Origin of the sequence: Candidatus Collinsella stercoripullorum (assembly GCF_027669965.1) — a bacterium.
GTDB classification, from domain to species: domain Bacteria; phylum Actinomycetota; class Coriobacteriia; order Coriobacteriales; family Coriobacteriaceae; genus Collinsella; species Collinsella stercoripullorum.
In genome coordinates this window covers 1-22,430 of sequence record NZ_JAQECM010000011.1, presented here as the reverse complement: position 1 = coordinate 22,430, position 22,430 = coordinate 1, and the positions used below count along the sequence as shown (strand labels likewise).

21 protein-coding genes are annotated in these 22,430 nt (G+C 67.1%); 14 read left to right on the top strand and 7 right to left on the bottom strand.

Annotated features, from left to right (window positions below; all coding sequences use genetic code 11):
• Window positions 1–164: 164 nt before the first annotated feature.
• From PHA29_RS04180 to PHA29_RS04165, 4 genes are read left to right on the top strand one after another with little or no spacing between them, the layout of a single operon-like run.
• Window positions 165–1,439: an alpha-D-ribose 1-methylphosphonate 5-triphosphate diphosphatase gene (locus PHA29_RS04180; RefSeq protein ID WP_270848251.1), complete on the top strand. Its 1,275-nt coding sequence runs from the start codon at window positions 165–167 to the stop codon at window positions 1,437–1,439.
• Window positions 1,440–2,195, top strand: coding sequence for a phosphonate C-P lyase system protein PhnL (locus tag PHA29_RS04175; RefSeq protein ID WP_270404350.1), 756 nt, complete (start codon window positions 1,440–1,442; stop codon window positions 2,193–2,195).
• Window positions 2,185–2,628: a GNAT family N-acetyltransferase gene (locus tag PHA29_RS04170; protein ID WP_270848249.1), complete on the top strand. Its 444-nt coding sequence runs from the start codon at window positions 2,185–2,187 to the stop codon at window positions 2,626–2,628. Before PHA29_RS04175 ends, PHA29_RS04170 begins: the two co-directional genes overlap by 11 nt.
• Before the next feature lie 45 nt (window positions 2,629–2,673).
• Entirely contained in the window at window positions 2,674–3,615 is a 942-nt protein-coding gene (locus PHA29_RS04165) for a PHP domain-containing protein (RefSeq protein WP_270848247.1), read from the top strand.
• An 89-nt stretch (window positions 3,616–3,704) separates the two neighbouring features.
• Here the strand turns inward: PHA29_RS04165 and PHA29_RS04160 are convergent, their stop codons facing one another.
• Window positions 3,705–5,063, bottom strand: a complete 1,359-nt coding sequence (locus PHA29_RS04160; RefSeq protein WP_270848245.1) for a D-alanyl-D-alanine carboxypeptidase family protein — start codon at window positions 5,061–5,063, stop codon at window positions 3,705–3,707.
• A gap of 860 nt (window positions 5,064–5,923) precedes the next feature.
• Here PHA29_RS04160 and PHA29_RS04155 point away from each other — a divergent pair.
• Window positions 5,924–6,622, top strand: a complete 699-nt coding sequence (locus PHA29_RS04155; RefSeq protein WP_270405603.1) for a response regulator transcription factor — start codon at window positions 5,924–5,926, stop codon at window positions 6,620–6,622.
• A gap of 329 nt (window positions 6,623–6,951) precedes the next feature.
• Here the strand turns inward: PHA29_RS04155 and PHA29_RS04150 are convergent, their stop codons facing one another.
• The 4 genes from PHA29_RS04150 to PHA29_RS04135 form a co-directional block, all read right to left on the bottom strand.
• A complete protein-coding gene (locus PHA29_RS04150; RefSeq protein WP_270405605.1) occupies window positions 6,952–7,320 on the bottom strand; it encodes a zinc ribbon domain-containing protein in 369 nt (122 codons plus the stop codon).
• Between the two features lies 1 nt (window position 7,321).
• Window positions 7,322–7,864, bottom strand: coding sequence for a hypothetical protein (locus tag PHA29_RS04145; protein WP_270405606.1), 543 nt, complete (start codon window positions 7,862–7,864; stop codon window positions 7,322–7,324).
• A gap of 9 nt (window positions 7,865–7,873) precedes the next feature.
• The gene (locus PHA29_RS04140) at window positions 7,874–8,317 is read right to left on the bottom strand and encodes a hypothetical protein (RefSeq protein WP_270405607.1); all 444 of its coding nucleotides are present in this window, start codon (window positions 8,315–8,317) and stop codon (window positions 7,874–7,876) included.
• Window positions 8,318–8,397: 80 nt separating this feature from the next.
• On the bottom strand, window positions 8,398–9,090 hold the full coding sequence (locus PHA29_RS04135) for a hypothetical protein (RefSeq protein WP_270405608.1): 693 nt from the start codon (window positions 9,088–9,090) through the stop codon (window positions 8,398–8,400).
• A gap of 497 nt (window positions 9,091–9,587) precedes the next feature.
• Between PHA29_RS04135 and PHA29_RS04130 the strand changes: the two genes are divergently transcribed.
• The 8 genes from PHA29_RS04130 (at window position 9,588) to PHA29_RS04095 (ending at window position 17,557) form a co-directional block, all read left to right on the top strand.
• The gene (locus tag PHA29_RS04130; RefSeq protein ID WP_270848242.1) at window positions 9,588–11,150 is read left to right on the top strand and encodes a sensor histidine kinase; all 1,563 of its coding nucleotides are present in this window, start codon (window positions 9,588–9,590) and stop codon (window positions 11,148–11,150) included.
• A 302-nt stretch (window positions 11,151–11,452) separates the two neighbouring features.
• Window positions 11,453–12,232, top strand: coding sequence for a phosphate ABC transporter ATP-binding protein PstB (gene pstB / locus PHA29_RS04125; RefSeq protein WP_270405612.1), 780 nt, complete (start codon window positions 11,453–11,455; stop codon window positions 12,230–12,232).
• Window positions 12,233–12,320: 88 nt separating this feature from the next.
• Complete coding sequence (locus tag PHA29_RS04120; RefSeq protein WP_270575212.1) at window positions 12,321–13,001, top strand: response regulator transcription factor; 681 nt, start codon at window positions 12,321–12,323, stop codon at window positions 12,999–13,001.
• Window positions 13,002–13,043: 42 nt separating this feature from the next.
• Window positions 13,044–14,465 carry a sensor histidine kinase gene (locus PHA29_RS04115; protein WP_270405611.1) on the top strand — a complete coding sequence of 474 codons (1,422 nt, stop codon included), beginning with the start codon at window positions 13,044–13,046 and terminating at the stop codon, window positions 14,463–14,465.
• 484 nt (window positions 14,466–14,949) lie between these two features.
• On the top strand, window positions 14,950–15,615 hold the full coding sequence (locus PHA29_RS04110) for a YveK family protein (RefSeq protein WP_270405662.1): 666 nt from the start codon (window positions 14,950–14,952) through the stop codon (window positions 15,613–15,615).
• A 3-nt stretch (window positions 15,616–15,618) separates the two neighbouring features.
• On the top strand, window positions 15,619–16,374 hold the full coding sequence (locus PHA29_RS04105; protein WP_270848240.1) for a CpsD/CapB family tyrosine-protein kinase: 756 nt from the start codon (window positions 15,619–15,621) through the stop codon (window positions 16,372–16,374).
• 27 nt (window positions 16,375–16,401) lie between these two features.
• A complete protein-coding gene (locus tag PHA29_RS04100) occupies window positions 16,402–17,055 on the top strand; it encodes a CpsB/CapC family capsule biosynthesis tyrosine phosphatase (RefSeq protein WP_270848237.1) in 654 nt (217 codons plus the stop codon).
• A 10-nt stretch (window positions 17,056–17,065) separates the two neighbouring features.
• Window positions 17,066–17,557 (top strand): GNAT family N-acetyltransferase, encoded by a 492-nt coding sequence (locus PHA29_RS04095; RefSeq protein ID WP_270405667.1) that lies wholly within the window; start codon window positions 17,066–17,068, stop codon window positions 17,555–17,557.
• A 652-nt stretch (window positions 17,558–18,209) separates the two neighbouring features.
• On the opposite strand, the gene PHA29_RS04090 is transcribed toward PHA29_RS04095, so the two are convergent.
• Window positions 18,210–19,187, bottom strand: coding sequence for a hypothetical protein (locus PHA29_RS04090; RefSeq protein ID WP_270405669.1), 978 nt, complete (start codon window positions 19,185–19,187; stop codon window positions 18,210–18,212).
• Window positions 19,188–19,634: 447 nt separating this feature from the next.
• Between PHA29_RS04090 and htpG the strand changes: the two genes are divergently transcribed.
• Complete coding sequence (gene htpG / locus PHA29_RS04085; RefSeq protein ID WP_270848235.1) at window positions 19,635–21,668, top strand: molecular chaperone HtpG; 2,034 nt, start codon at window positions 19,635–19,637, stop codon at window positions 21,666–21,668.
• A gap of 120 nt (window positions 21,669–21,788) precedes the next feature.
• Here the strand turns inward: htpG and PHA29_RS04080 are convergent.
• Window positions 21,789–22,430, bottom strand: a 642-nt coding sequence (locus tag PHA29_RS04080; RefSeq protein WP_270848233.1) for an IS3 family transposase, incomplete at its 5' end; no start/stop codon positions are given.

Here is a 22,430-nt window from a genome sequence, read left to right as displayed (position 1 = left end):
CTTTTGACCCCGTCCCAAGAAGTAGGCCCCGCTCCCGAAGGGCCCCTGACCTATTTTGACCCCGTCCCCGAAAGGGTCACTCTGTCCCCAAGGGCCCCTGACCTATTTTGACCCCGTCCCAAAAAGTACCAAAAAGTACCACGCGATCCCAAGGAGGTCGTTCCTTGTACGTCATTCGCAACGGCATCATCGTGCAGCCCGACCGGCTGCTGTTCGGCTACGAGCTCGTGGTGGAGGGTGACCGCATCGCGGCGATCCAGCGCCAGGGCGTCCTCGATGCCGAGCAGCGCGGCGCCGGCGTCATCGACGCGCACGGCGGCTACGTCGTGCCCGGCCTCGTCGACATCCACTCCGACTACATCGAGACGGTCATCTCCCCGCGCCCGACCGTCCTCATGGACTTCCCGACCGCCCTGTTCGAGGCGGAGCGCGAGCTGCTCGCCCACGGCATCACGACGATGTTCCACTCGCTTTCGGTCTACGGCGCCGACAAGATGGACGTCAAGCCGGTGCGCCAGTGGGACCGCACCGAGCAGCTCATGGACCTCATCGGCCGCGCGAAGCGCACCGAGGGGCGCAACGCCCACCTCATCCGCCACCGCCTGCACCTGCGTCTGGAGATCGACAACGTGAACCTGGTCGACCAGGTCGAGCGGCACCTGCGCGCCGGCGAGATCGACGAGCTGTCCTTCATGGACCATACGCCCGGCCAGGGGCAGTACCGCGACCTCGAGATCTGGCGCAGGTCGTTCCGCGGCAAGAACCTCACCGAGCAGGAGGCCGCCGCCATGGCGGCCGATGCCCAGGCGGCGCCCAAGCTCGGCTACGAGCAGCTCGCCTATCTCGCGGGCATCGCGCGCGAGCACGGCATCGCGCTGGCGAGCCACGACGACGACAGCATCGAGAAGCTCGACCTCATGCGCGAGCTCGGCTGCACGATCTCCGAGTTCCCGATCTCGCAGGAGGTCGCCGCGGCGGCCGTCGAGCGCGGCATGTCCACGGTCATGGGCACGCCGAACATCCTGCTCGGCAAGAGCCATTCGGGCAACCTCTCCGCGCGCGACGCCGTGCGCGCCGGCGTGGCGAGCTGCCTGTGCTCGGACTACTACCCGACGGCCATGCTGCAGAGCGCGTTCGTCCTGCACCGCGACTTCAAGCTGCCGCTCGAGCAGGCGTTCGCCATGCTCACGGTCAACCCGGCGCGCGCCGTCAAGATCGACGCCGACCTCGGGAGCCTCGAGGAGGGCAAGAAGGCCGACATCCTCGTGGTCCGCGAGGTGGAGGAGGGGCAGCGCTCCTACCCGGTCATCACCGCGACGCTCGTGGACGGCCGGGTCGTCTCGCGCATGTGGTACCCGGCGCTGCCGTCCATGTCCGCCCGCTTCGCCGTCGACGCGGCGACCATCCGGGAGACCGTGACCGACGAGGAGGTGCGCTAGATGACCGCCGACGCCATCGACATCGCGCAGGGCGCCGCCGCTTCCGCGGGGACGCCGCGTCCGATGCTTGCCATCGAGGACCTCTCCAAGGGGTTCACCCTGCACGCCGCCGGCCGCCGCGTGCGCGGCTGCGAGGGCATCTCGCTGTCCATCGAGGCGGGCGAGTTCGTGGGGGTGACCGGCCGCTCCGGATCGGGCAAGTCGACGATCCTCAAATGCATCTACCGCACGAACCTGCCCGAGGCGGGGCGCATCGTGTACGACTCGGCCGCCTTCGGGCCGGTGGACCTGGCGACGCTCGATGAGCGCCGCGTCATCTACCTGCGCAACTACGAGATCGGCTACATCTCGCAGTTCCTGGACGTCGTGCCGCGCACCACGGCGCGCGATATCGTGCGCGCGAGCGCCGCGGAGGCCTTCGAGGACCCCGACGTCATCGAGAGCGAGACCGTGCGCATGCTCGAGCACTTCGACTTCCCGCAGGAGCTCTGGGACCTCTATCCGAACACGTTCTCGGGCGGCGAGAAGCTGCGCCTGAACATCGCCCGCGCCATGGTGCGCCGACCGCGCCTGCTCCTGCTCGACGAGCCCACGGCGAGCCTGGACAACGCGAGCAAGATCAAGGTGCGCGACCTGATCGAGCAGCTCAAGGCCGGCGGCACGACCATGCTCGGGATCTTCCACGACCTCGAGTTCATGGAGGGTGTGTGCGACCGCGAGTACAATATGCAGGCAGGCGGGTTCGTTGCGGGCTGAGGCCGGCTGGGCGGTCAGGGACGCCGTCCCGGCGGACGAGCGCGCGATCCACGGGCTCATCTGCGAGCTCGAGGGAGGGACGTTCGCATACGCGCCGTTCTGCGAGCGCCTGCGCGCCCAGATGGCCGACGGCCGCCACGTCTGCCTGGTCGCCGAGGTCGGGGGAGCCGTGGCGGGCGTGATCAACCTGCGGATCGAGCCGCAGCTGCACCACGAGCGGCCGACCGCCGAGATCTTGGAGCTGGTGCTCGACCCGGGCGCCCGCTGCCGCGGCCTGGGCGCCCGGCTGCTCGCCGCCGCCCGCGCCCGCGCCGTCGCGGCGGGATGCGAGGAGCTCGAGGTGCACTCGAACGTGGTGCGGACGAGGGCGCACCGGTTCTACGAACGCGAGGGCATGGTGAAGACGCATGAGCACTTCACCTGCGCCCTCTGAGCGCCCGACGCGGGTGGGACCCGCCCGGGCGGTGAGGAGGCGACCATGGGGGAGCACGGAGTGCGGCGCTTCGACCTTCACAGCCATTCGACGTTCTCGGACGGCTCGTTTTCGCCGGAGGAGCTGATCGGGCGGGCCCGTGCGGCCGGTCTCGCGGGGATCGCCGTGACCGACCACGACAGCCTGACGCAGCTCTCCGCCGTCCGCGCCGCCGCGCGGGAGGCGGGGTTCCCCGTGCTCGCGGGGCTCGAGGTCTCGGCGGCCTGCGCGGCAACGGGGCGCAAGGTGCATGTCCTGGGCTTCGGGCTGGAGGCGACGGCGGACGGGTCCGGCCCACTCGAGCGCATGGTCGCCGGCACGCTGCGCGCGCGGTGCGCCAACACGCTCTGGCAGGCGTGGACCATCGCCCGCGCCATGCGCTCCGGCTCGGCGGGGCCGTGCGATGCGCTGTCGGCTGCCGGGGTGGCGGAACCGGGGCTCGTCGACCCGGCGTTCACGCTCGACCGGGTGGCGGAGGTGTGCGCCGCCGGGACTGCCGCCTACAAGCAGCACGTGATGGAGGCGCTCGTCCACCTGCCGTATACCGATGCCTCTTACCAGCGCGTCTACCGCAGCATCTTCAAAGGGTCGGGCATCGCGGTGAGCGATATCGGCTACCCCGAGGCGGTCGACGCCGTGCGCGCCATCCGGGAGCAGGGCGGCGTCGCGGTGCTCGCCCATCCCGGCCAGATGAACTCGTGGTCGATCATCCCGGACCTGGTGGATGCCGGCCTCGAGGGCATCGAGGCGTATCACCCCGACCACGGGGACGCCGACCGCGAGCGCGCCCTCGCCGCGGCGGGGGAGCACGGGCTCTTCGTGACCGGGGGCAGCGATTTCCACGGGCGCTACGGCGCCCCTGCGGGCATGGGCGCCTGCACGGTGGACGCGGAGGTCGCCGGGCCGCGCGTCGCCGGGTTGTTCGAGCGCGAGGCGGGCCTGCGCTGACGGGCGCGCCCGCCCGGCGCCGCCGCGTGCGGGGTGGGGCGCTGCTTCCGCGCAGCGCGTCAGCCGCCGCAACGCCCGCCGGGCGCGGCCTACGCCGCGTCGAGGTCGGTCGCCGAGGGGGCCACGGCGTAGACCTCGGCCTCAGCCTCGGTCGGCTCTCCCGAGATGCCGCGCACGAGGCGGTCGAGCTGCACGAGCAGCCAGCTCACCGGATCGGGGGCGCTCTGGTCCTCGGCGCTCACCAGCTCGACGGTCGCCATCTCGTGCCCGTTCTGCGAAAGGGTGAGGGTGCCCACCGCCTCGCCGCGCTCGACGTCGCCGGTCACGGTGTCGAGCTGGATGTCCTGCTCGACGTCCCCCGCCAGGCTGAACAGCGAGACCGTCTGCTCGGGGTCGGCCACCGTGACGTCGACGGTCTTGTCCGTCCAGTCGGCATGCGTGGCGCGCGCCACGAGCGGCTGGCCGTCGGGCGTGGCGCGGTCGGTGGTGACGGCGGGGTAGGCGACCATGTGGTCGTAGTACCACGACGCGAGCCGCGAGGTGTCGGTGAAGCGGTCGTCCGGGCAGCCGAGGACCACGATGTAGATCTCGCCGCCGTTGTCGCGGCTGTAGGCGGACACCAAGCAGTCGAGCGCCTCGTAGGTGGTGCCGGTCTTCCCGCCGATGTTGCCGTCCTTGCCCAGCAGGTCGTTGTGCATCTGCAGGGTGATCTCGCGCTGGGTGCCGTCCGCCCCGGTGACGGAGATCTTGTTATCGGTGCTCGCCGTGATGGCGCGGAAGTCGTCGTTCTTCATGGCCTCGGCGAACATGACGGCGACGTCGCGGGCGGAGGAGTGCATGTCCGCCTCCCAGCCGTTGAAATCGAGGCCGTGCGGGTTGGTGAAGGCGCTCGCCATGCCGAGCTCCGCCGCCTTGTCGTTCATCGCTTGGACGAAGGTCGCGTACGGGTCGGTGCTCTCGGGGTCGATCTTCGCGCCGACGGTCGTGGCGATCGCCATGGCGGCATCGTTGCCCGAGGCGATGAGCAGGCCGCGCAGCGCGGCCTCCATGGTGAGGCGGTCCCCCTCGCGCAGGTTCGCGGACGACTCGCCCACGGTGGCCGCGGCGTGGTCGACCACGACCTCGTCGGTGAGCGATGCGTGGTCGAGCGCCACGAGGGCGGTCATGACCTTGGTGATCGAGGCGATCTTCACCTGGGCGTCGGCGTCGCGCTCGAAGTAGACCGTGCCCTCGTCGTCGATGAGGATGGCGTTACGGGCGGTAAGGTCCGGTCGGTCCGCGGCGGGATCCTGGCGCTCGGACTCCGAGACGCCGCAGATGACGTCCGTGTCGAGCTGCGATGCGAGCGCGGGGGCGGGGCACAGGGCGAGGCAGATGCCGAGGGCAAGCGCCGGCAGGAATCCCGCGGCGCGCCGGGCGCCGCCGCGGCGAGATGGACGATCGGACATGGTCCTCGCTCTCCTTGGGTGGTTCATGGTTTGCGTACAGGCTAGTATACCTGCGCGTGTCGTCGACTGCAGCGGCTATCGGCGCGATCGGCGCGGTTCGTTTGGCGCCGGCGCGCCGATCGGATCGACCATCGGCGGGGAGGGCGGTGGGGCTCATCCGGGATGGCCCGGGCCGCCGACGGCGGCGCATCGGTCTTCGGCGGGCTGTCCGACGGCGGCTCATCGGTCTTCGGCGGGCTCCCGATGGCAGCACCCCTATATCTTGTGTAGATCGGGGTCCTGTATATCTACGGCGAGATTACTGTAACGTTCAACTCGGTCCTGCCGAGTAGACCTCCGGATGTGCGATCGCTCTATCAGCGGGTTCTTTCTAGGCGAGGGGAGGTTCTACTCCAAGGATCCGGTTTTAACGATACAGTAATCCTCCCGTGCGCGTGCGGACTCGTCCGATATGGCCGTACTGTCCGTGCAGTCCGCTATTATTATGCGAACTGCAACTAGTTTTATACATTGAGCGCAGCGTAGGGGCTCCTGCCGGTGAAACCGCGCTCGGATTCCCGTCGGCGCCTCCTGAGGTGCCCGCCCTGCAGGGGGCGTGCGGCCCGCCGGGCCTCTTGAGCGCGGACCGTGCTCTCGCAAGCTCCGATTGCCCGTGCTTGAGACCGGCAGGTCGCCCGGATGCGGGGCGCGCCATGTACGAGGGTCCCACCTGCTACCTGCAGGACGATGGACCGCCTGCATGCGATCTGATGGACTGCCCGAACGGCGGCCTCGCGCTTAAGACCTCTTAATTCCCCGTGGCAAAACGGTGTGCGCATGGGGAGCCGGTCATAATGGGAGGAAGGGGGAAAGGAGCACGGATGGACCCTCATATCCTCATCGTCGACGACGAGCGAGCTATCACGGATCTCGTAGGTATCTACCTGCAGAACGAGGGGTACCGTGTGACGCTCGCCTACAACGGGGCTGATGCCGCCAAGGCGATCCTGGAGCAGGATTTCGACCTCGCCGTGCTCGATATCATGCTGCCCGACATCGACGGGTTCGAGCTGCTGCGCACCATCCGCGCCGAGCACACCTATCCCGTGATCATGCTCACCGCCCGCGGGTCGCAGAACGACAAGATCGAGGGCCTCTCGCTCGGCGCCGACGATTACGTGGTGAAGCCCTTCCGTCCCCTCGAGCTCGTCGCGCGCTGCAAGGCGCAGCTGCGGCGCTACACCAGCTACGGGAGCCGGGCGACCGAGGAGGACAGCGCGGAGCTCTCGGTGGACGGCCTCACCATCAACAAGGATTCGCGCACGGTGACCGTGGACGAGCGGCCGGTCCGCTGCACACCGCTCGAGTACGCCATCCTGCTGTACCTCGTCGAGCACCGCGGCAAGGTCGTCTCGGTCGAGGAGCTGTTCTCCGCCGTATGGGGCGAGGAGTTCATGGCGAGCTCCAGCAACACGGTCATGGTGCACATCCGCCACCTGCGCGAGAAGATCGGCGACGACGCGGCGAATCCGCGCTTCATCAAGAACATCTGGGGCGTGGGCTACACCATCGAGGGGTAGGCTGAAGAGGGCCGCAGCCGGCCCGAGCCGCTCGGGCGTGATTCAACATTTGATGTGCGCCTCTAGGTCTTTCGTGAACGCCCTTCAGTCGTGGCCGTCCTGTAGTCGATATCCCGGGCGAAGAACGGGCAGGCGAGCTCTCTCATCGACCTGCCATAAACTGTTGTGAAAAAAGCCCCATTTCTTGGACCTTGCTCCTCGATCGAGGAAATGGGGCAGTTCATCTTTGCGATAGGAGCCTGTTCTCTGGTTACCTGCGGAGTTTGAAACCCGCTGCGAGATTGAGGATTGGCGGAGTGATGAAAAAGAAGAAGAGCACTGTAAGGCCGTTATTGAGTCCGGTGAAGACACCGAACAGAGCAAGCGAAACAACGGATAGCACAACCCCGGATGGTGTTCAAAAGCTTGGAATCGATCTTCGTGTTTATGAGCAACAGAATGCCGGAAATTGAAGCTGAGCCAACTATAGACAGCAGCATCCAATAGCTGTTTTCAAAGTACGCCTGATCGTAAGCCTGTAGATAGTTGTCTGTTGTTGGGATAAGAAGAACGCTTGCCACCCACAACGACATCAAGACAGAAAGAATGAGAAGAACTATAGGGGCAATAGGCTTTTTCAGCTGCTTGCCGCAGCTTGGGCATACTTTGGAATCGCTTGAAACCTCTTTGCCGCATTCAGGGCACTTGACGAGGGCCATATTACTCCTCCACCTTCAGAACCTCGGTCGGTGCATACAGGTTGTCGTAGCGGACGTCGAAGCTGGTGGAAGCGACGATCACGGAATCGCCCGATTTGATTTCCTGCTCGCTGACAACCTCGCTATCAACTTCGGCCGTGAGCGCGGTGGCGGGTTCCATCCCGTTCGCCGCAAGATATCCCTCATCGGTGGTGAGCTCGAGCGCGGTTTCAAAGGCGTCCCCGCTTCTCGTCTGCCAGTCGCTCTTAGTCGACTTTACCTGACAATGAGCGATGAACGTAGCGCCCTCGTAGCGCTCGGTGTAATAGGCTTCGTCATCGTCGACGGCATCGAGGAAGTGCTCGACCCCGTAGGCGAATCCCTCGGTGGAGTTCTCGTACTTGTCTACGGTTCCGTCCTCGAGGACGACCCACATCTCACCGGCTGGCATCTCGGCGTAGTCCTCAAGGTTTATCGCGGGCGCTTGGCTTGCGGTGATGCCGCCGCAGCCGACAAGCCCGATGGATAGCAGCGCGGATGCGAGGAGCGGGGCAGGTTTCCTCATCTTAATCTCCTATTCAACGATGAAGGCGTCCACAAGACGCGACTCGACCTGTATGTACTGGAACCTGCCGCACACCGTGATCTCCTGGTCTTTAGAAAGGCTCGCGAGCTCGTCCTCGGGCAGCTCGACGCATAGCGTGTTGCAAAACGTCCCGAGGATCACCTCCCCGATGCGAGCATAGGTGGGGGTTATCTCGCCGACAATCGCGGTGCAGCGGAATATCTCGCCGTCATATTCCTGCTTCGCCTTCGCTTCGTTCTCGTTTTCCGTCTCATGGAACGCCTGGAGGTCGAGTTCCTCGGCCTGTTCAAGCATCTCCTCGTGGGAGAGCTGCTGATCGTCTTCGCCTGAGGTCCGGCTATCCCCGGTACCGCCGCACGCGGTAAGTCCGTAGATGCTTGCAAGTCCGAAAGAGCATGTAAACAGCAGGTTCCTACGGGTTATCTCATTCACTGCTCGCTCCTATCAATCGTGGGTGCCGTCTGATCGAGGTTCCGCCGGCCGGATTGGCCGATCGGTGCCGTTGCGCCTGCTCACTGGTTGATCGCGAACGTGAAGGATTCGGTATCGCCGTCGACCGTGGGGAGCGTGAAGGCGACCTCGAACGGGTCGATGAGCGAATCCGGCTCGAAGGGGGCCTCGACATAGGCTCTGAACAGGTCCTTCTCAGCGACGCCCGCCAAGAGGTTGGTGACCGTGTCGCTGCTCCAATCCTGCTCTCCCTCGATATCTCTGACCATCCAACCGTACTTCTTCTCCTCGAAGTCCTCGGTGGAGTACGTCTCGCCGTCATAGGAGACGGAGACGAAGGGTTCGTCTTGGCCGGAGCCGTCGAGCTCGAGGTAATCGCGATCGAGGTTCTCGACGAGAATCTCGTAGAAGACGAGCGTGCTGCCCTTGGAGGCGACGTACGGGTTGTCGGCGTCCTCCTCGACGGTGTACTCCTTCGGGCAGAAGTAGTCGTTGTCGATGTTGAAGCCGGTTCCGATCTCAAGTGTGTTCACCAGCGCGATCGCTAGCTCCGCCCTGTTGAGGGTGAGGCGCACCAGGTCCGTCTCAACGGTATCCCCCACGGCATAACGGGCGGCCTGCTCCTCGGGCTCCTGCGCGGCCTCCGTGGAGCTCGACCCCTGGTCGGCAGTGCCTCCGCATCCCGTGAGGCTGAGGGCTCCCGCGGCCCCGATAGCCCCTGCGATCAGGAAGTTCCTTCGTGTCAGGGTGTTCATGGTTCCATTCCTTTCCGGAGCTGTGACATCCACTGGAAACCAGCGTGACAGGGAATGCGACGAAAACGTTGAGCAACAATGTCCGAAGGCCGGATGCGCCCCGCCCGGAGGCCGGTGGGCGCCCCGCCCGGAGTCCGGCGGGCGCCCTGCCCGAAAGCCGGACGGCCCCTCCGCCCTCACCCCACAGCTCCGCGACAGCTTATTAAGCAAGTCTTCCGTACCGGGTCGAACGGGGCTTCGTATACTGGGAGGTACGAGATGCGGACCCCGGCGACCGTGCGGGCGAACGCGATGCGGGCTCCCGGCAGTCGTCGGGGCGGTCGCTGCGCGCCCCTGCGGCCGCGCCCGTCGGGTCGATGGAGGCGCGGGCCTTCGCCGCGTGCCGTCGGGGTCGAGGAGGATGCGGTCGCCGACTGCCGGCGCCGGGGCCTATGAGGAAGCAGGGTGGTTCGGTGGCTGGTACCGGTCGATTTTCACGCAAACCCGAGCATACGCCCGTGAATCCCGTGACGGGGCTGCCCAACGACCCCGCCGTCGCATGGCAGCCGCCGGCATACTCCGCGGCGCCCCAGGTCCCCGGGCAGGGGAGCGCCTCCGCCCACGCGGCCTCCGCGGCCCCGCCGACCCCCGCCGGCGCCCAGACCCCGTCGTCGTGGGCTCAGGCCCCGGCCGCGGCGGGCGGCCCGTCCGCTTCCGCGCCCTTCGCATCGTCCGCCTCCGCGGCTGCGCAGGACCGCCCCTATGCCACCGATCGCGTCCCCCCGCAGGGGTGGTCCCCCTCCTTCGAGCCCTCGTTCGTCCCGCCCGCGCCCCCGGTCGACCAGCAGGTCCCGCCCGCTGCGGACGCGGGGGCCCATGCCGACCTCGTGTCCATCATGGACAAGACCCTCGTCGTTCTCGACAGCCGCATCTTGGCGACGGTGGTGCTGCTCCTGCTCGACCTGTTCGTCATAGGGCTCGGCAGCTTCATCCCCTTCGCCGTGGTGATGTTCGCGGGTTATATCCTGCTCGACCGGTTCTCGAACGTCCGGCGCGTGATCACGCTGGGCGGCATCCCCTGGCTGGCGGTCCTCGTCGCGGGGGTGTTCGTCGCCGGCGGCGTGGGCCCGGTGGCGTTCGGCATCGACTACCTGTTCATGTTCTGCGGCTTCCTCACGGCCGTCGCGGTCTGCGGCGTCTTCTTCATCAGCCGCGCGTTCTACGACTACGGCTACGAGCGCGGCGAGTTCGATGCGGACCGCATCGTCGCCCGCCACATGATCGACCGCCTGGTGGAGCATCCGGACGACTGGGGAACCGTCGACGGCGACTTCCTCGAGGTCGAGGGCGCGCTGAACCGCGTGCGCGACCGCCAGCGCGCCGCCGAGCAGGCCCTGCGCGACGAGTCGAGCCGCAAGGACGACCTCGTCACCTACCTCGCCCACGACCTGAAGACGCCGCTCGCGAGCGTGGTCGGCTACCTCTCGCTGCTGCACGAGGCGCCCGACCTGCCCGTCGAGCAGCGGGTGCGCTTCACGGGCGTGGCGCTCGACAAGGCCCACCGGCTCGACGCGCTCATCGAGGAGTTCTTCGACATCACGCGCTTCGACTTCCACGACATCGTGCTCACCCGCGGGTACGTGGACCTGAACCTGATGCTCGCCCAGGTGGTCGACGAGTTCTACCCGACCCTCTCGGAGCAGGACAAGTACGCGGAGATCAGCGTGCCGGAGGGGCTCACCGTGCTGGTGGACGGCGACAAGATGGCGCGCGTGTTCAACAACGTGATGAAGAACGCCATCGCCTACAGCTACGAGGGGTCGACGATCCGCATCGCGGCGAGCCGGGTTGACGGGGCGGCGCAGATCCGCTTCGAGAACCAGGGCGACCCGATCCCCGCCCCCAAGCTCAAGGTGATCTTCGAGAAGTTCTACCGGCTCGACGCCGCGCGCGCCACCAACCGCGGGGGCGCCGGGCTGGGTCTCGCCATCGCCAAGGAGATCGTCGTGGCGCACGGAGGCCAGATCTCCTGCGAGTCGACCCCGGAGCACACGGTCTTCACCATCACCCTGCCCGAGTAGCGGGGGTCGGGGATGCCGCCCGCCCCATCGACAGCCGCCGTCCCCCCCCCGTCGCACGGCAGGGGCGCACGCGCGGCCCCGCTGCCCGGCGGATGCCGCCCGGCCCCTCCCGCGACCCGCCGGCCCTCTTTACACTCCCATGACAAACCGCTTTCAGCCGCATGAAACGCGGCTCGTATCCTTGAGCGAGCTATGACAGCATGCCTGAGGAGGTACCGGGTTTGAACGAGAAGGAACTTGGAGGCACGGCCGAGGCTATCGCCGCCGCCGCGCAGGAGGCGCACGATCGCGAGATGGGCTCGATGATCACCGAGCAGCCCAAGGTCGAGCACCCCGTTCGCATGTCCGTCGAGCACCTCGACCTCTACTACGGGGACCATCACGCCCTGAAGGACGTCTCCATCGACATCCGCGACCGCGAGATCACCTCGTTCATCGGCCCGTCCGGCTGCGGCAAGTCCACCCTGCTGCGCTGCCTGAACCGCATGAACGACATGGTCAAGGACTGCCGCATCGAGGGCAAGATCACCCTGGACGGCGAGGACATCTACGCGGACTACAACGTCACGCGCCTGCGCCAGCAGGTCGGCATGGTGTTCCAGCGCCCGAACCCCTTCCCCATGAGCATCTTCGACAACGTCGCCTACGGCCCGCGCGGCCTCGGCATCAAGAAGCGCTCCGAGCTCGAGGAGATCGTCGAGGAGTCCCTCACCGGCGCCGCCCTGTGGGACGAGGTCAAGGACAAGCTCAACCAGTCCGGCCTGGGGCTCTCCGGCGGCCAGCAGCAGCGCCTGTGCATCGCCCGCGCCCTCGCGGTGAAGCCGCAGGTCCTGCTCATGGACGAGCCCACGAGCGCCCTCGACCCCATCTCCACCGTCATGGTCGAGCAGCTCGCCATGGAGCTCAAGAAGGACTACACCCTGGTGGTTGTGACCCACAACATGCAGCAGGCGTCCCGCATCTCCGACTCCGTCGCGTACTTCCTGCTCGGCGAGCTGGTGGAGCACGCGCCCACCGCGGAGCTGTTCACCAACCCCAAGGACAGCCGCACGGCCGACTACCTCACCGGCCGGTTCGGCTGATACGCCCTCGCCGCGGTGCGGCATCACGTGCTCTGCCCGCTGCGGTGTATCATATCCATAACCTGCGGACAGACACGGAGACGCGCCGATGATCTATTACGTTGAGGATGACGACAACATCAGGGGGCTGACGCTGTACGCGCTGCGTCAGCAGGGAATCGAGGCCGAGGGCTTCTCGTGCGACAGCGAGTTCAAGGCCGCCGTCGCCCGCCGCGTCCCCGACGCCGTCCTCCTCGACATCATGCTGCCCGACACCGACGGGCTCGAGATCATGCGCCGCCTGCGCGCCATGCCCGAGACGGCCACCGTGCCCATCATGATGCTCACCGCCAAGGACACCGAGCTCGACAAGGTCGTCGCGCTCGACGGCGGCGCCGACGACTACCTCACCAAGCCGTTCTCCCTCATGGAGCTCACGAGCCGCTGCCGCGCGCTGCTGCGCCGCGGGGGCATGACCAAGCAGGTGAGCGACGTGCTGTCCGCCGACGGGATCGTGCTGTCCCCCAGCCACCGGCGTGTGACGGTCGACGGCGAGGAGGTCAAGCTGACGCTGCGCGAGTTCGACCTGCTCGAGTACCTCATGCGCAAGCCGGGCATCGTCTTCACGCGCGAGGCCCTGCTCCAGAGCGTGTGGGGCTGGGACTTCGACGGCGGCTCGCGCACGGTCGACGTGCACGTGCAGACGCTGCGCCAGAAGCTCGGCGAGCATGCGGGCAGCATCGAGACCGTGCGCGGCGTGGGCTACCGCTTCGCCGGCCAGGAGGGGTAGGCCCGTGCGCGCCCGCATCCCGCGGACCCGGGGCGGCCGCCGATGAACGCCGCCCGCCGCTCGCTGTCCCGCCGCGTCTTCGCGACGGTGCTCGCCGTGGCCATGATGGTGGTCGGGGTGTTCTCCGTCGCGGGCGCCGCCTACATGCAGGGGCAGCTCGTCTCGCTCGCCCACGACGAGCTCGTCAACCAATCCGACGTGGTGGCCGCCGCCCTGAACTCCATGCCGGACGACAAGATCATCCTGCGCAACATGTCGCTGCGCTCCACGCGCATCACCCTGATCGGCACGGACGGCTCGGTGCTCTACGACACCGAGGCCGATGCCGAGGACATGCCCAACCACGGCGACCGGCCCGAGGTGCGGCAGGCGTTCGAGGACGGACGCGGTTCGTCCGAGCGCTCGAGCTCGACGCTGGGTGAGGTCATGCTGTACGAGGCCGTGCGGCTGGAGAACGGCACCGTGGTGCGCCTCGCGCAGGAGCAGGACGGCATTCTGTCGATCCTCCTGAACATGCTGCCCCCGCTGGCGGCGCTCGCCGCCCTGAGCGCGATCGCGTCCCTCCTGGCGGCGCGGACCCAGTCGCGGGCGATCATCGCCCCGCTGCTCGACGTGGACCTCGACCATCCCATCCGCAACGCGGAGAACGCCTACACAGAGATGATCCCCATGCTGGAACGCATCGAATCCCAACGTCAGGAGCTCAAGCGCCAGGTGCGCGTGCTGGCGGACAACGACCGCATGCGCCGCGAGTTCACCGCGAACATCACCCATGAGCTCAAGACGCCGCTGACCGCCATCTCCGGGTACGCGGAGCTCATCTCGAGCGGGATGGTGGCCGACGAGGAGGACAAGCGCGACTTCGCGCACCGCATCTACAACGAGGCGGGACGCCTGACCGCCCTCGTGAACGACATCCTCACCCTGTCCAACCTCGATGAGGCGGAGCGCGACGACGGGCAGTCCGCCGACGGCGTGCTGGGCACGCGCGAGCCCGTGGACCTGCCGCGCACGCTCGACACCGTGTACCACCGTCTGGAGACCGTGGCCGACGTCGCCGGCATCGAGCTCGCGCTGCGCCCGAAGCCCGCGATCGTCTTCGGCGTGCCCAGGCTGATCGACGAGCTCGTCTACAACCTGGCGAGCAACGCGATCCGCTACAACAAGCCCGCCGGATCGGTGACCATGAGCTGCGGCGTCGAGGACGGCGCGCCGTTCATTCGGGTCGAGGACACCGGCATCGGGATCGCGCCGGAGGAGCAGGAGAAGGTGTTCGAGCGCTTCTACCGCGTGGATAAGAGCCGGTCCAAGGCGCGCGGCGGCACGGGGCTCGGCCTCGCGATCGTGAAGCACGCCGCGATGTTCCACGACGCCGAGATCAAGGTCGACAGCGCACTGGGGGAGGGCACCGCGATCACGGTGACGTTCCCCAAGGACAACCCGCAGATCGACGATCTGATCTAGGTCGGGGCGCGACGCGTTTCGCGCGTCCGTGGGGGCGGGCATGCGGGCGGGCTCCGGACTGCGGCGCGGCGGGTGCGGCGCCGCCGGTTCCGCGTGCCGCCGCACCCGCGCAGGGAGGGGCCCGGTTCCGCCGCCGGCTCCGCGCCCGCGCAGCAGCGGGAAAAAGGTGCCTGTCCCTATTTTCCCGCCGCGCGCGCCCGAGAAGGGGGTCCGTATCTGCATTTTTGGGAAAAAGGTGCCTGTCCCTATTTTCCCGCGCGCCCGAGAAGGGGGTCCGTATCTGCATTTTTCGAGGTCGACCAGATAGCGGGCACAGCGGTTTTCCATGGCGGGGGGTTTGGGCTACCATGTTGAAGGTTTGGAAAAGGGGACGGGACCCGCGCCGATAGGCATGCCTGCGCGCCGCTTCAGCGGTGCGGTGCCCGTCCGTCGCATAGGGCCGGCCGTCGCCGGCGCGTTCGGATAGGGAAAGAAAGGCAACTCGATGACTCTGCTCGAACTGTTCCAGCTGCTTCGGAAGCATCTGCGGCTGGTCGTCGCACTCCCGGTGGGGTGCGCGCTCATCATGGCGGTCGTGAGCTTCGCGCTCATGGGGAACACCTACACCGCCCAGACGAGCATGTACATCCTCGCGAACAGCAACACTGAGTCGCAGAGCACCAACTACACCGACCTCACGGCGAGCCAGCTGCTCGCCAACGATGTCGCGACGCTTCTGCAGAGCGACCGCGTCGAGGCGGATGCCGCCTCGTCCCTCGGCCTCACCGACCTCTCCGATTACAAGGTGAGCGTCACGAGCGAGACCACCACCCGCGTGATCAGCCTCGTCGTGACCGGTCCGGACCCGCAGGGCGTGGCCGACGTCGCCAACGAGATGGCCTCCCAGGTGTCGGTCGTCGCCCAGGACGTCCAGATGGCCGACAGCATCAACGTCATCGACGAGGCGGTCGCGCCGACCTCCCCGAGCGGCCCCAATCGCATGCTCTACATCGCCGTGGCGTTCCTCGCCGGCCTGTTCCTGGCGATCGCCATCGTCGTGCTCATGGATATGCTCAACACCCGCATCCGCAGCGCCGAGGACGCCGAGGAGCTGCTCGGCGTGCCGGTGGTCGGCCGCATCCCCGCGATGAAGAAGAAGGGCGGTAAGTAACCCATGCCTAAGAAGAAAGCGAGCGCCGACAGGCTCGTCGTCCAGAACGCCGCCAAGACCCTGCTGGCCAACATCCGCTTCGCCAGCGTCGACAACCCGATTCGCGTCATCACGCTGACCTCCTCGGTCCCCAACGAGGGCAAGTCGACCGTCGCGCTCAACCTCGCGCAGGCCATCGCCACGAGCGGCAAGAGCGTCGTGCTCGTGGAGTGCGACATGCGCCGCCGCAGCATGGCCGATATGATCGGCGTGCACAGCCGCGGCGGCCTGTACGCGGTGCTGTCCGAGCAGATGACGCTCGACGAGGCCGTCGTCGAGACCAGCCAGAAGAACCTCTACTTCCTCGATTCCGAGCCGCACATCCCCAACCCGGCGGACATCATCGCCTCCAAGCGCTTCGCCCGCCTGGTCAAGTCGCTCTCCGAGTCCTTCCAGTACGTGATCTTCGACACGCCCCCCGTGGGGACGTTCGTGGACGCCGCCGAGGTCGGCCACCTCTCCGACGGCGTGCTGTTCGTCATCCGCGAGAACTTCGCCAAGCGCAACGAGGTGCTCGCCGCCATGGACCAGCTCCGCCGCGCCGAGGTCCACATCATCGGCACCGTCATGAACTACTGCGAGGTCGAGTCGAGCGAGTACTACTACTCGTACTACACCAAGGACGGCAAGAAGGTCCGCACCTCGGAGGGCTCCGGCTCGGGTTCCTCCCGCGGCGCCCAGGGCGTCGCGCCGGCGTCGGGCAGCCGCTTCACGCGCTAGCGTCCCCGGCGGGAAGGACCACGCAGCATGCGCGATATCCACTGCCACATCCTGCCGGGCGTCGACGACGGCGCGGCGGATCTCGACGAGAGCCTGGCGATGCTCGAGGCGGCCAAGGAGGCCGGCGTCACGAGCATCGTCTGCACCCCGCACTGCCGCGACCCGTACTTCGACTACGACGCCATGTGGGACGCCTTCGAGCTGCTGCAGGCCCATGCGGGCGGCTTCCCGCTGCAGATGGGGTTCGAGGTCAACCATGCCAAGCTCATGGAGCTCGGCATGGACTGGGCTGACTACCTGCATTACGACGGGAGCAACGAATTCCTGCTCGAGCTGTCCACGCGTGCGGGCAAGCTCGAGTTCCAGGAGTACGAGCGCACCATCTACGAGCTGCAGGGACGGGGTTACGAGGTCATCATCGCCCATCCCGAGCGCTACCACGCCATCCAGGAGGACATAGACGTGGCGGTCCGGCTCATGCGGATGGGCTGCAAGCTGCAGGCGTCGGCTGACTTCATTGCGGGCGGGCGGCTCGGGCGCGAGAAGCGTCCCGCCCTGAAGATGTTCGACGAGTACCTGTACACCTATATCGCGAGCGATGCGCATACGCCCGAGCACTACCGGTATCTCGCCGAGGCGCGGGCGAAGTTCCGCGTCCGCGGCAGGCACATGCGCGCGTAGGGGAGGGCCGATGGCGGTCGAGACAAGGATCGGTGAGCGCGCCGACGCATTCGAGGTGCGTCGGCGCGTCTTCATGGACGAGCAGGGGTACGTGAACGAGTTCGACGGGATCGATGACGACCCGCGCTGCCTGCACGTAACGCTGTATGTCGACGATGAGCTCGCCGGCTGCGCGCGGGTCTTCCCGGAGCCGTTGGAGCGCGAGCTGGTGCCCGATGCCCCGCAGTCCCCCGCCTGCCCGCTCGACGACGGGGTGCCGGCGGAGCGGGTCTACCTGCTCGGTCGCGTGGCGGTGCTTCCGGCGTTCCGCCGGCGGGGGCTGGCGAGCGCGCTGGTCGCCGCGAGCGACGACGCCGCGCGCGCGGCGGGCGCGCGCGTCTGCAAGCTGCATGCCCAGGAATACGTGCGCGATCTCTATGCGAAGCTCGGGTACGGGCAGATCTCCGACGTGGACTACGAGGACGAGGGCCAGCCGCACCTATGGATGGCCAAGCTCCTGTAGCATCGGGCACGGGGACCCGGGGATCGGGGCTCTTGCCGGCCCTGCTCAGGGGCTCGCCGGTCCCCCCGTTCCGGTTCGCGTCTGAGCTGGGAATCGGAGCCCGTCGGTCCCGTTCGGGGTCCTCGGCAGGTTCGTTCTGGCCCTTGCCGCCCCCCTTTCTGGCCTTTGCCGGCCATGCTCGGAGCCCCATCGCTTGCGTTCGGGGCCCTTGGCGGTCCCGTTTTTCGTTCGTGTTTGAGTTCCTGGCAGATTCTCATCGTTTGGGGGAGGGTCGCTGCCGTCCCGAGGCGGCACCGCCCCTCAGAGGGCCCCCGTCCGGTCGCCCGGCGAACGGAAACACGTTCTCCCGGCGTATTATTCCGGCCAAAGCGGTCAGATTATCGCATCGGTATCCGGTTGAAGGGCGCTCGGGGGTCATCCTGCCGCCGGAGCCGAAGGTCCGGAGCTCCGGTCTGCCGGCTTTCCGCGACGGTCCCTCCCCGAAACGCCCCTTTTCTGCCAGGATCTGAAACGCGAACGGATTCCACCCTTGCGGGGGCCGTTCGACGCGGCGGGCGATGCGGATGGATGCGCACGGTGACGGATCCCGGCTGCGCCGGGTGCCCTGCGCAGGGTGCCGTATGCCGCCTTTGACGCAGCCGGGACATCGTCGTCAGCGAATGACGGTGCCGCTGTAGTCCTTCACCGAGGACACGATGCGGCTGCGCAGCGATTCGCGCAGCCTTCGGTACGCGATCGGCTTCGCTACCCGGAAGCGCTTGCCGAGCGCGTTGAAGATGTCGCGATGAAGCTGGTCGAACATGAGGTCGCTCGCGATGTCCTCGTACCACACGTTGAGCGTGACCAGCCCCGAGGCGGTCAGGTGGTTCTGGCGCCGGTCGTCGCGCTCGGTCTGCTCGACCGAGTGGGACTCCCGACCTTTGTACTCCAGCCCCACCGTACCGCCCGGGAGGACGATATCGACCCATTTGTCGCCGTCTTCGGTGGCGACCTTCTTGTTCATCTCGAGTGGGGTGAGGCCCAGCCCGCCGTCCTTGCGGGGGAACGACATGAGCATCGCCAAGGCGGTCTCCATGGGCGAGTTCGATCCGTCGAAGATGAGCCGCAGCGCTTCGCGCGCACGGACCGCACCGGCGAAGCCCGTGATGCCCGTGGCGAGCCGCTCGATCTTCTTGACGGAGGTCAGGGAGCGCTCGGTGTTGGTCATCTTGTCCCACGAGGAATCGATGAGGTAGGTCCCGCAGATCTCGTACCCGATCGCGACGAGCTCGGTGAAATGGAATTCGCCCGATCCGGCGAGGTCGATGAACATCATCTCGGGGCTGACGATGTGGACGTCGTCGGACAGCTTGATGATCGCGCGTCTGGGGAGCCGCTTGGTCCGCTGGTGCCTCCGCACGTCTATCCGGGCGGTATGCGGCGCGTTGCGCTCGATGAGCAGGTGATACGGTTTGCCGGTGACGCCGATCCGCTCCATCGTGTCCTCGAGCATCTGCGGGGCGGGGGTCCCGCATCGTGCGAGCTTGCCGGTGCGCGGCCGGTCGAGTAGGTCGGGGGCGAGGCGCATATGCGCCCGGTACGCTTCCAAGGCCGACGGTCCGCAGAGACATATATGGTGGTCGTCGGTCATGGGCGCTCCTGTTCGCGTCGATGCGGGATCGGCACAGGAAAGGATATTGCCCGGGGGCGTCCGGTCGTTGAAGCGGGGCTTACAAGTCGTGTCCACGCTTTCCGCGTGCGTGCGAGGGCGGAACTCCCGAGCCCGGAGCCGCCTGCGGAGCCGACGCCCTCCGCGCGTGCGTCGGGCCGCGCCGACCGAAGCCGTCCGGGGTCCACGGTGAGGCCGCGCCGCGGGGATGGCCTGCAGGGCGAAGGTCGAGGTCTGGATGAAGCGGGGGAGGACTCAGGGTCCACGGGGATGCCGGGTCGCAGGGTCGGAGTCCGGTTGCGAAGATAATCTAAGTCTTTAACGCTTAGGTTTTATGAGCCTGAAGATGGGTAGTATAGTCCCTGTTGAACAGATGGGCCGGCATCGCCGCGACGAGCCGGCATCAGGGCAAGGAAGGGACCGCATCGCATGCGCCAGTTCAAGACAGAGAGCAAGAAGCTCCTCGACCTCATGATCAACTCCATCTACACCAACAAGGAGATCTTCCTGCGCGAGCTCATCTCCAACGCGTCGGACGCGGTGGACAAGCTCAACTTCAAGAGCCTGTCGGACGGCAGCGTCCAGCTCGATGGCGAGGACCTGGCCATCCGCGTCTCCTTCGACAAGGACGCCCGTACGCTCACCATCTCGGACAACGGCATCGGCATGACCGCGGAGGAGCTCGAGAAGAACCTCGGCACGATCGCCCACTCCGGCAGCCAGGAGTTCAAGGCGGAGAACGCCGAGAGCCAGGGCGACGCCGTGGACATCATCGGCCAGTTCGGCGTCGGCTTCTACTCCGCGTTCATGGTGGCCAAGCACGTGCGGGTCGTGAGCCGCGCCTACGGGTCGGACGAGGCGAACGTGTGGGAGAGCGACGGCCTGGACGGCTACACCATCGAGCCGGGGGAGCGCTTCGGCCACGGCACCGACATCATCCTCACGATGCGCGACAACGAGCCGGGCGAGAACGGCGAGCCGGGTGAGAACTACGACCGCTACCTCTCCGAGTGGGGCATCAAGGACCTCATCCGCCGGTACAGCAACTACGTGCGCTATCCCATCCAGATGATGGTGACCAAGAGCCGCCAGAAGCCCAAGCCCGAGGACGCCGGCGACGACTACACCCCCGAGTACGAGGACTACCAGGAGCTCGAGACCGTCAACTCCATGACGCCGATTTGGAAGAAGCGCAAGGACGACGTCGAGCAGTCCGATTACAACGAGTTCTACAAGTCGACCTTCCACGATTACGAGGACCCCGCCCGCACCGTGAGCTTCCACGCCGAGGGCACGCTCGAGTACGATGCGCTCCTGTTCGTCCCCGGTCGCGCGCCGTTCGACCTGTACAGCCGGGATTACGAGAAGGGCCTCGCGCTCTACAGCTCCAACGTTCTGATCATGGACAAGTGCGCCGAGCTGCTGCCGGATTACTACAACTTCGTGCGCGGCGTCGTCGACTCCGCCGACGTGTCGCTCAACATCAGCCGCGAGACGCTGCAGCACGACCGCCAGCTGCGCGCCATCGCCCGCCGCGTCGAGAAGAAGATCACGAGCGAGCTCGAGGACATGCGCGACAACGACCGCGAGACCTACGAGACCTTCTTCGAGAACTTCGGCCGCGGGCTCAAGTACGGCATCTACTCCAGCTACGGCTCGAAGGCCGACGAGCTCGCCGACCTGCTGCTGTTCTGGAGCGCGCGCGAGAAGAAGATGGTCACGCTGCGCGAGTACGCCGAGGCCATGCCCGAGGGGCAGAAGGCCATCTACTACGCCGCCGGCGACGACCGCGACCGCCTGTCCAAGATGCCGGTGGTGACCGGCGTGCTGGCGCGCGGCTACGACGTGCTGCTGCTCACGGCGGATGTGGATGAGTTCACCTTCCAGTCGATGCGCGAGTACGTGGCGCGCGACATGCCGAAGGTCTACGAGGACGAGGCCGCGCGCGAGGCGGCGGCCAAGGCGGTCGAGGACGGGGCGGAGCCCGAGGTCGAGGACCGTCATCTGGAGCTCAAGAACGTGGCGACCGGCGATCTGGACCTCGCCACGGAAGACGAGAAGAAGGACGCCGAGGAGGCCACCAAGGAGAACGGCGACCTGTTCGAGGCGATGAGGGGGGCGCTCGGCGACAAGGTCGAGAAGGTCACCGTGTCGTCGCGCCTGGTCGCCGAGGGCGACGCCCCGGCGTGCATCACGACGGAGGGCCCGCTGTCGCTGGAGATGGAGAAGGTCCTCAAGCAGGGGCCCGAGGGCGATATGGAGGGCCTGCCCAAGAGCCAGCGCGTGCTCGAGCTCAACGCGAAGCACCCGGTGTTCGCCAAGCTCGTCGCGGCGCAGAAGGACGGCGATGACGAGCGGGTGAAGCTCTACGCCGGCCTGCTGTACGATCAGGCGCTGCTGGTGGAGGGCATCCTGCCCGAGGATCCCGTGGCGTTCGCCGCGAGCGTGTGCGAGCTGATGTAACGTCCGACGGGAGCGATTCCGACGGGGCGTCCCGTATCCCTTTCGAGCGCGTGCGGTCGATCGCAGGCGCCCCAGGGGTTGAACTGCGCCCCAAAACTTGGACGCGTTAAATCATAGCCGCTAGGCAGCCTTTTGAAGGGCCTGCTCCCGGAACTCGACCGGGGTCAGGCCCTTCAGCCCGACCTGGCGCCTCACGTGGTTCCAGTGGCGGATGTAGGCCTCGAGGTCCGCCTTGAACGCTTCGAAGTCGTCCCAGTCCCTTCCCCGGAAGAACTCGTCCTTCAGGTGGCCGAAGACCTGCTCGGTCGCGCCGTTGTCCAGGCAGTCGCCCTTGCGCGACATGCTCTGGGTGAAGCCGTTGGCGCGCAGCGCGGAGACGTAGAGGCCGTGCTGGTACTGCCACCCCATGTCGGAGTGCAGGATGGGCCTGGCCCCGTCGGGCTTCGCGGCCATGAGCATCGAGAGCATCTCCTCCTGCTGGGCGAGGTCGGGGCTCTCCGAGACCGACCACGCCACGATCTCCTTGCTGCCGAAGTCGTAGACCGGGGCGAGGTAGGCCCTGCCGAAGGAGAGCCTGAACTCGGTCACGTCGGTGCCCATCTTCTGCCACGGGCCGTCCGCCCTGAAGTCGCGCCCGAGCACGTTCTCGAAGGTCTCGCCGACGGCCCCCCTGTACGAGCTGTACCCGCGGCGGCCGGCCCCGCGGCGGATGCCGCAGCGCAGGCCCATCTCGTTCATCATCTTGAGGACGGTCTTGTCGGC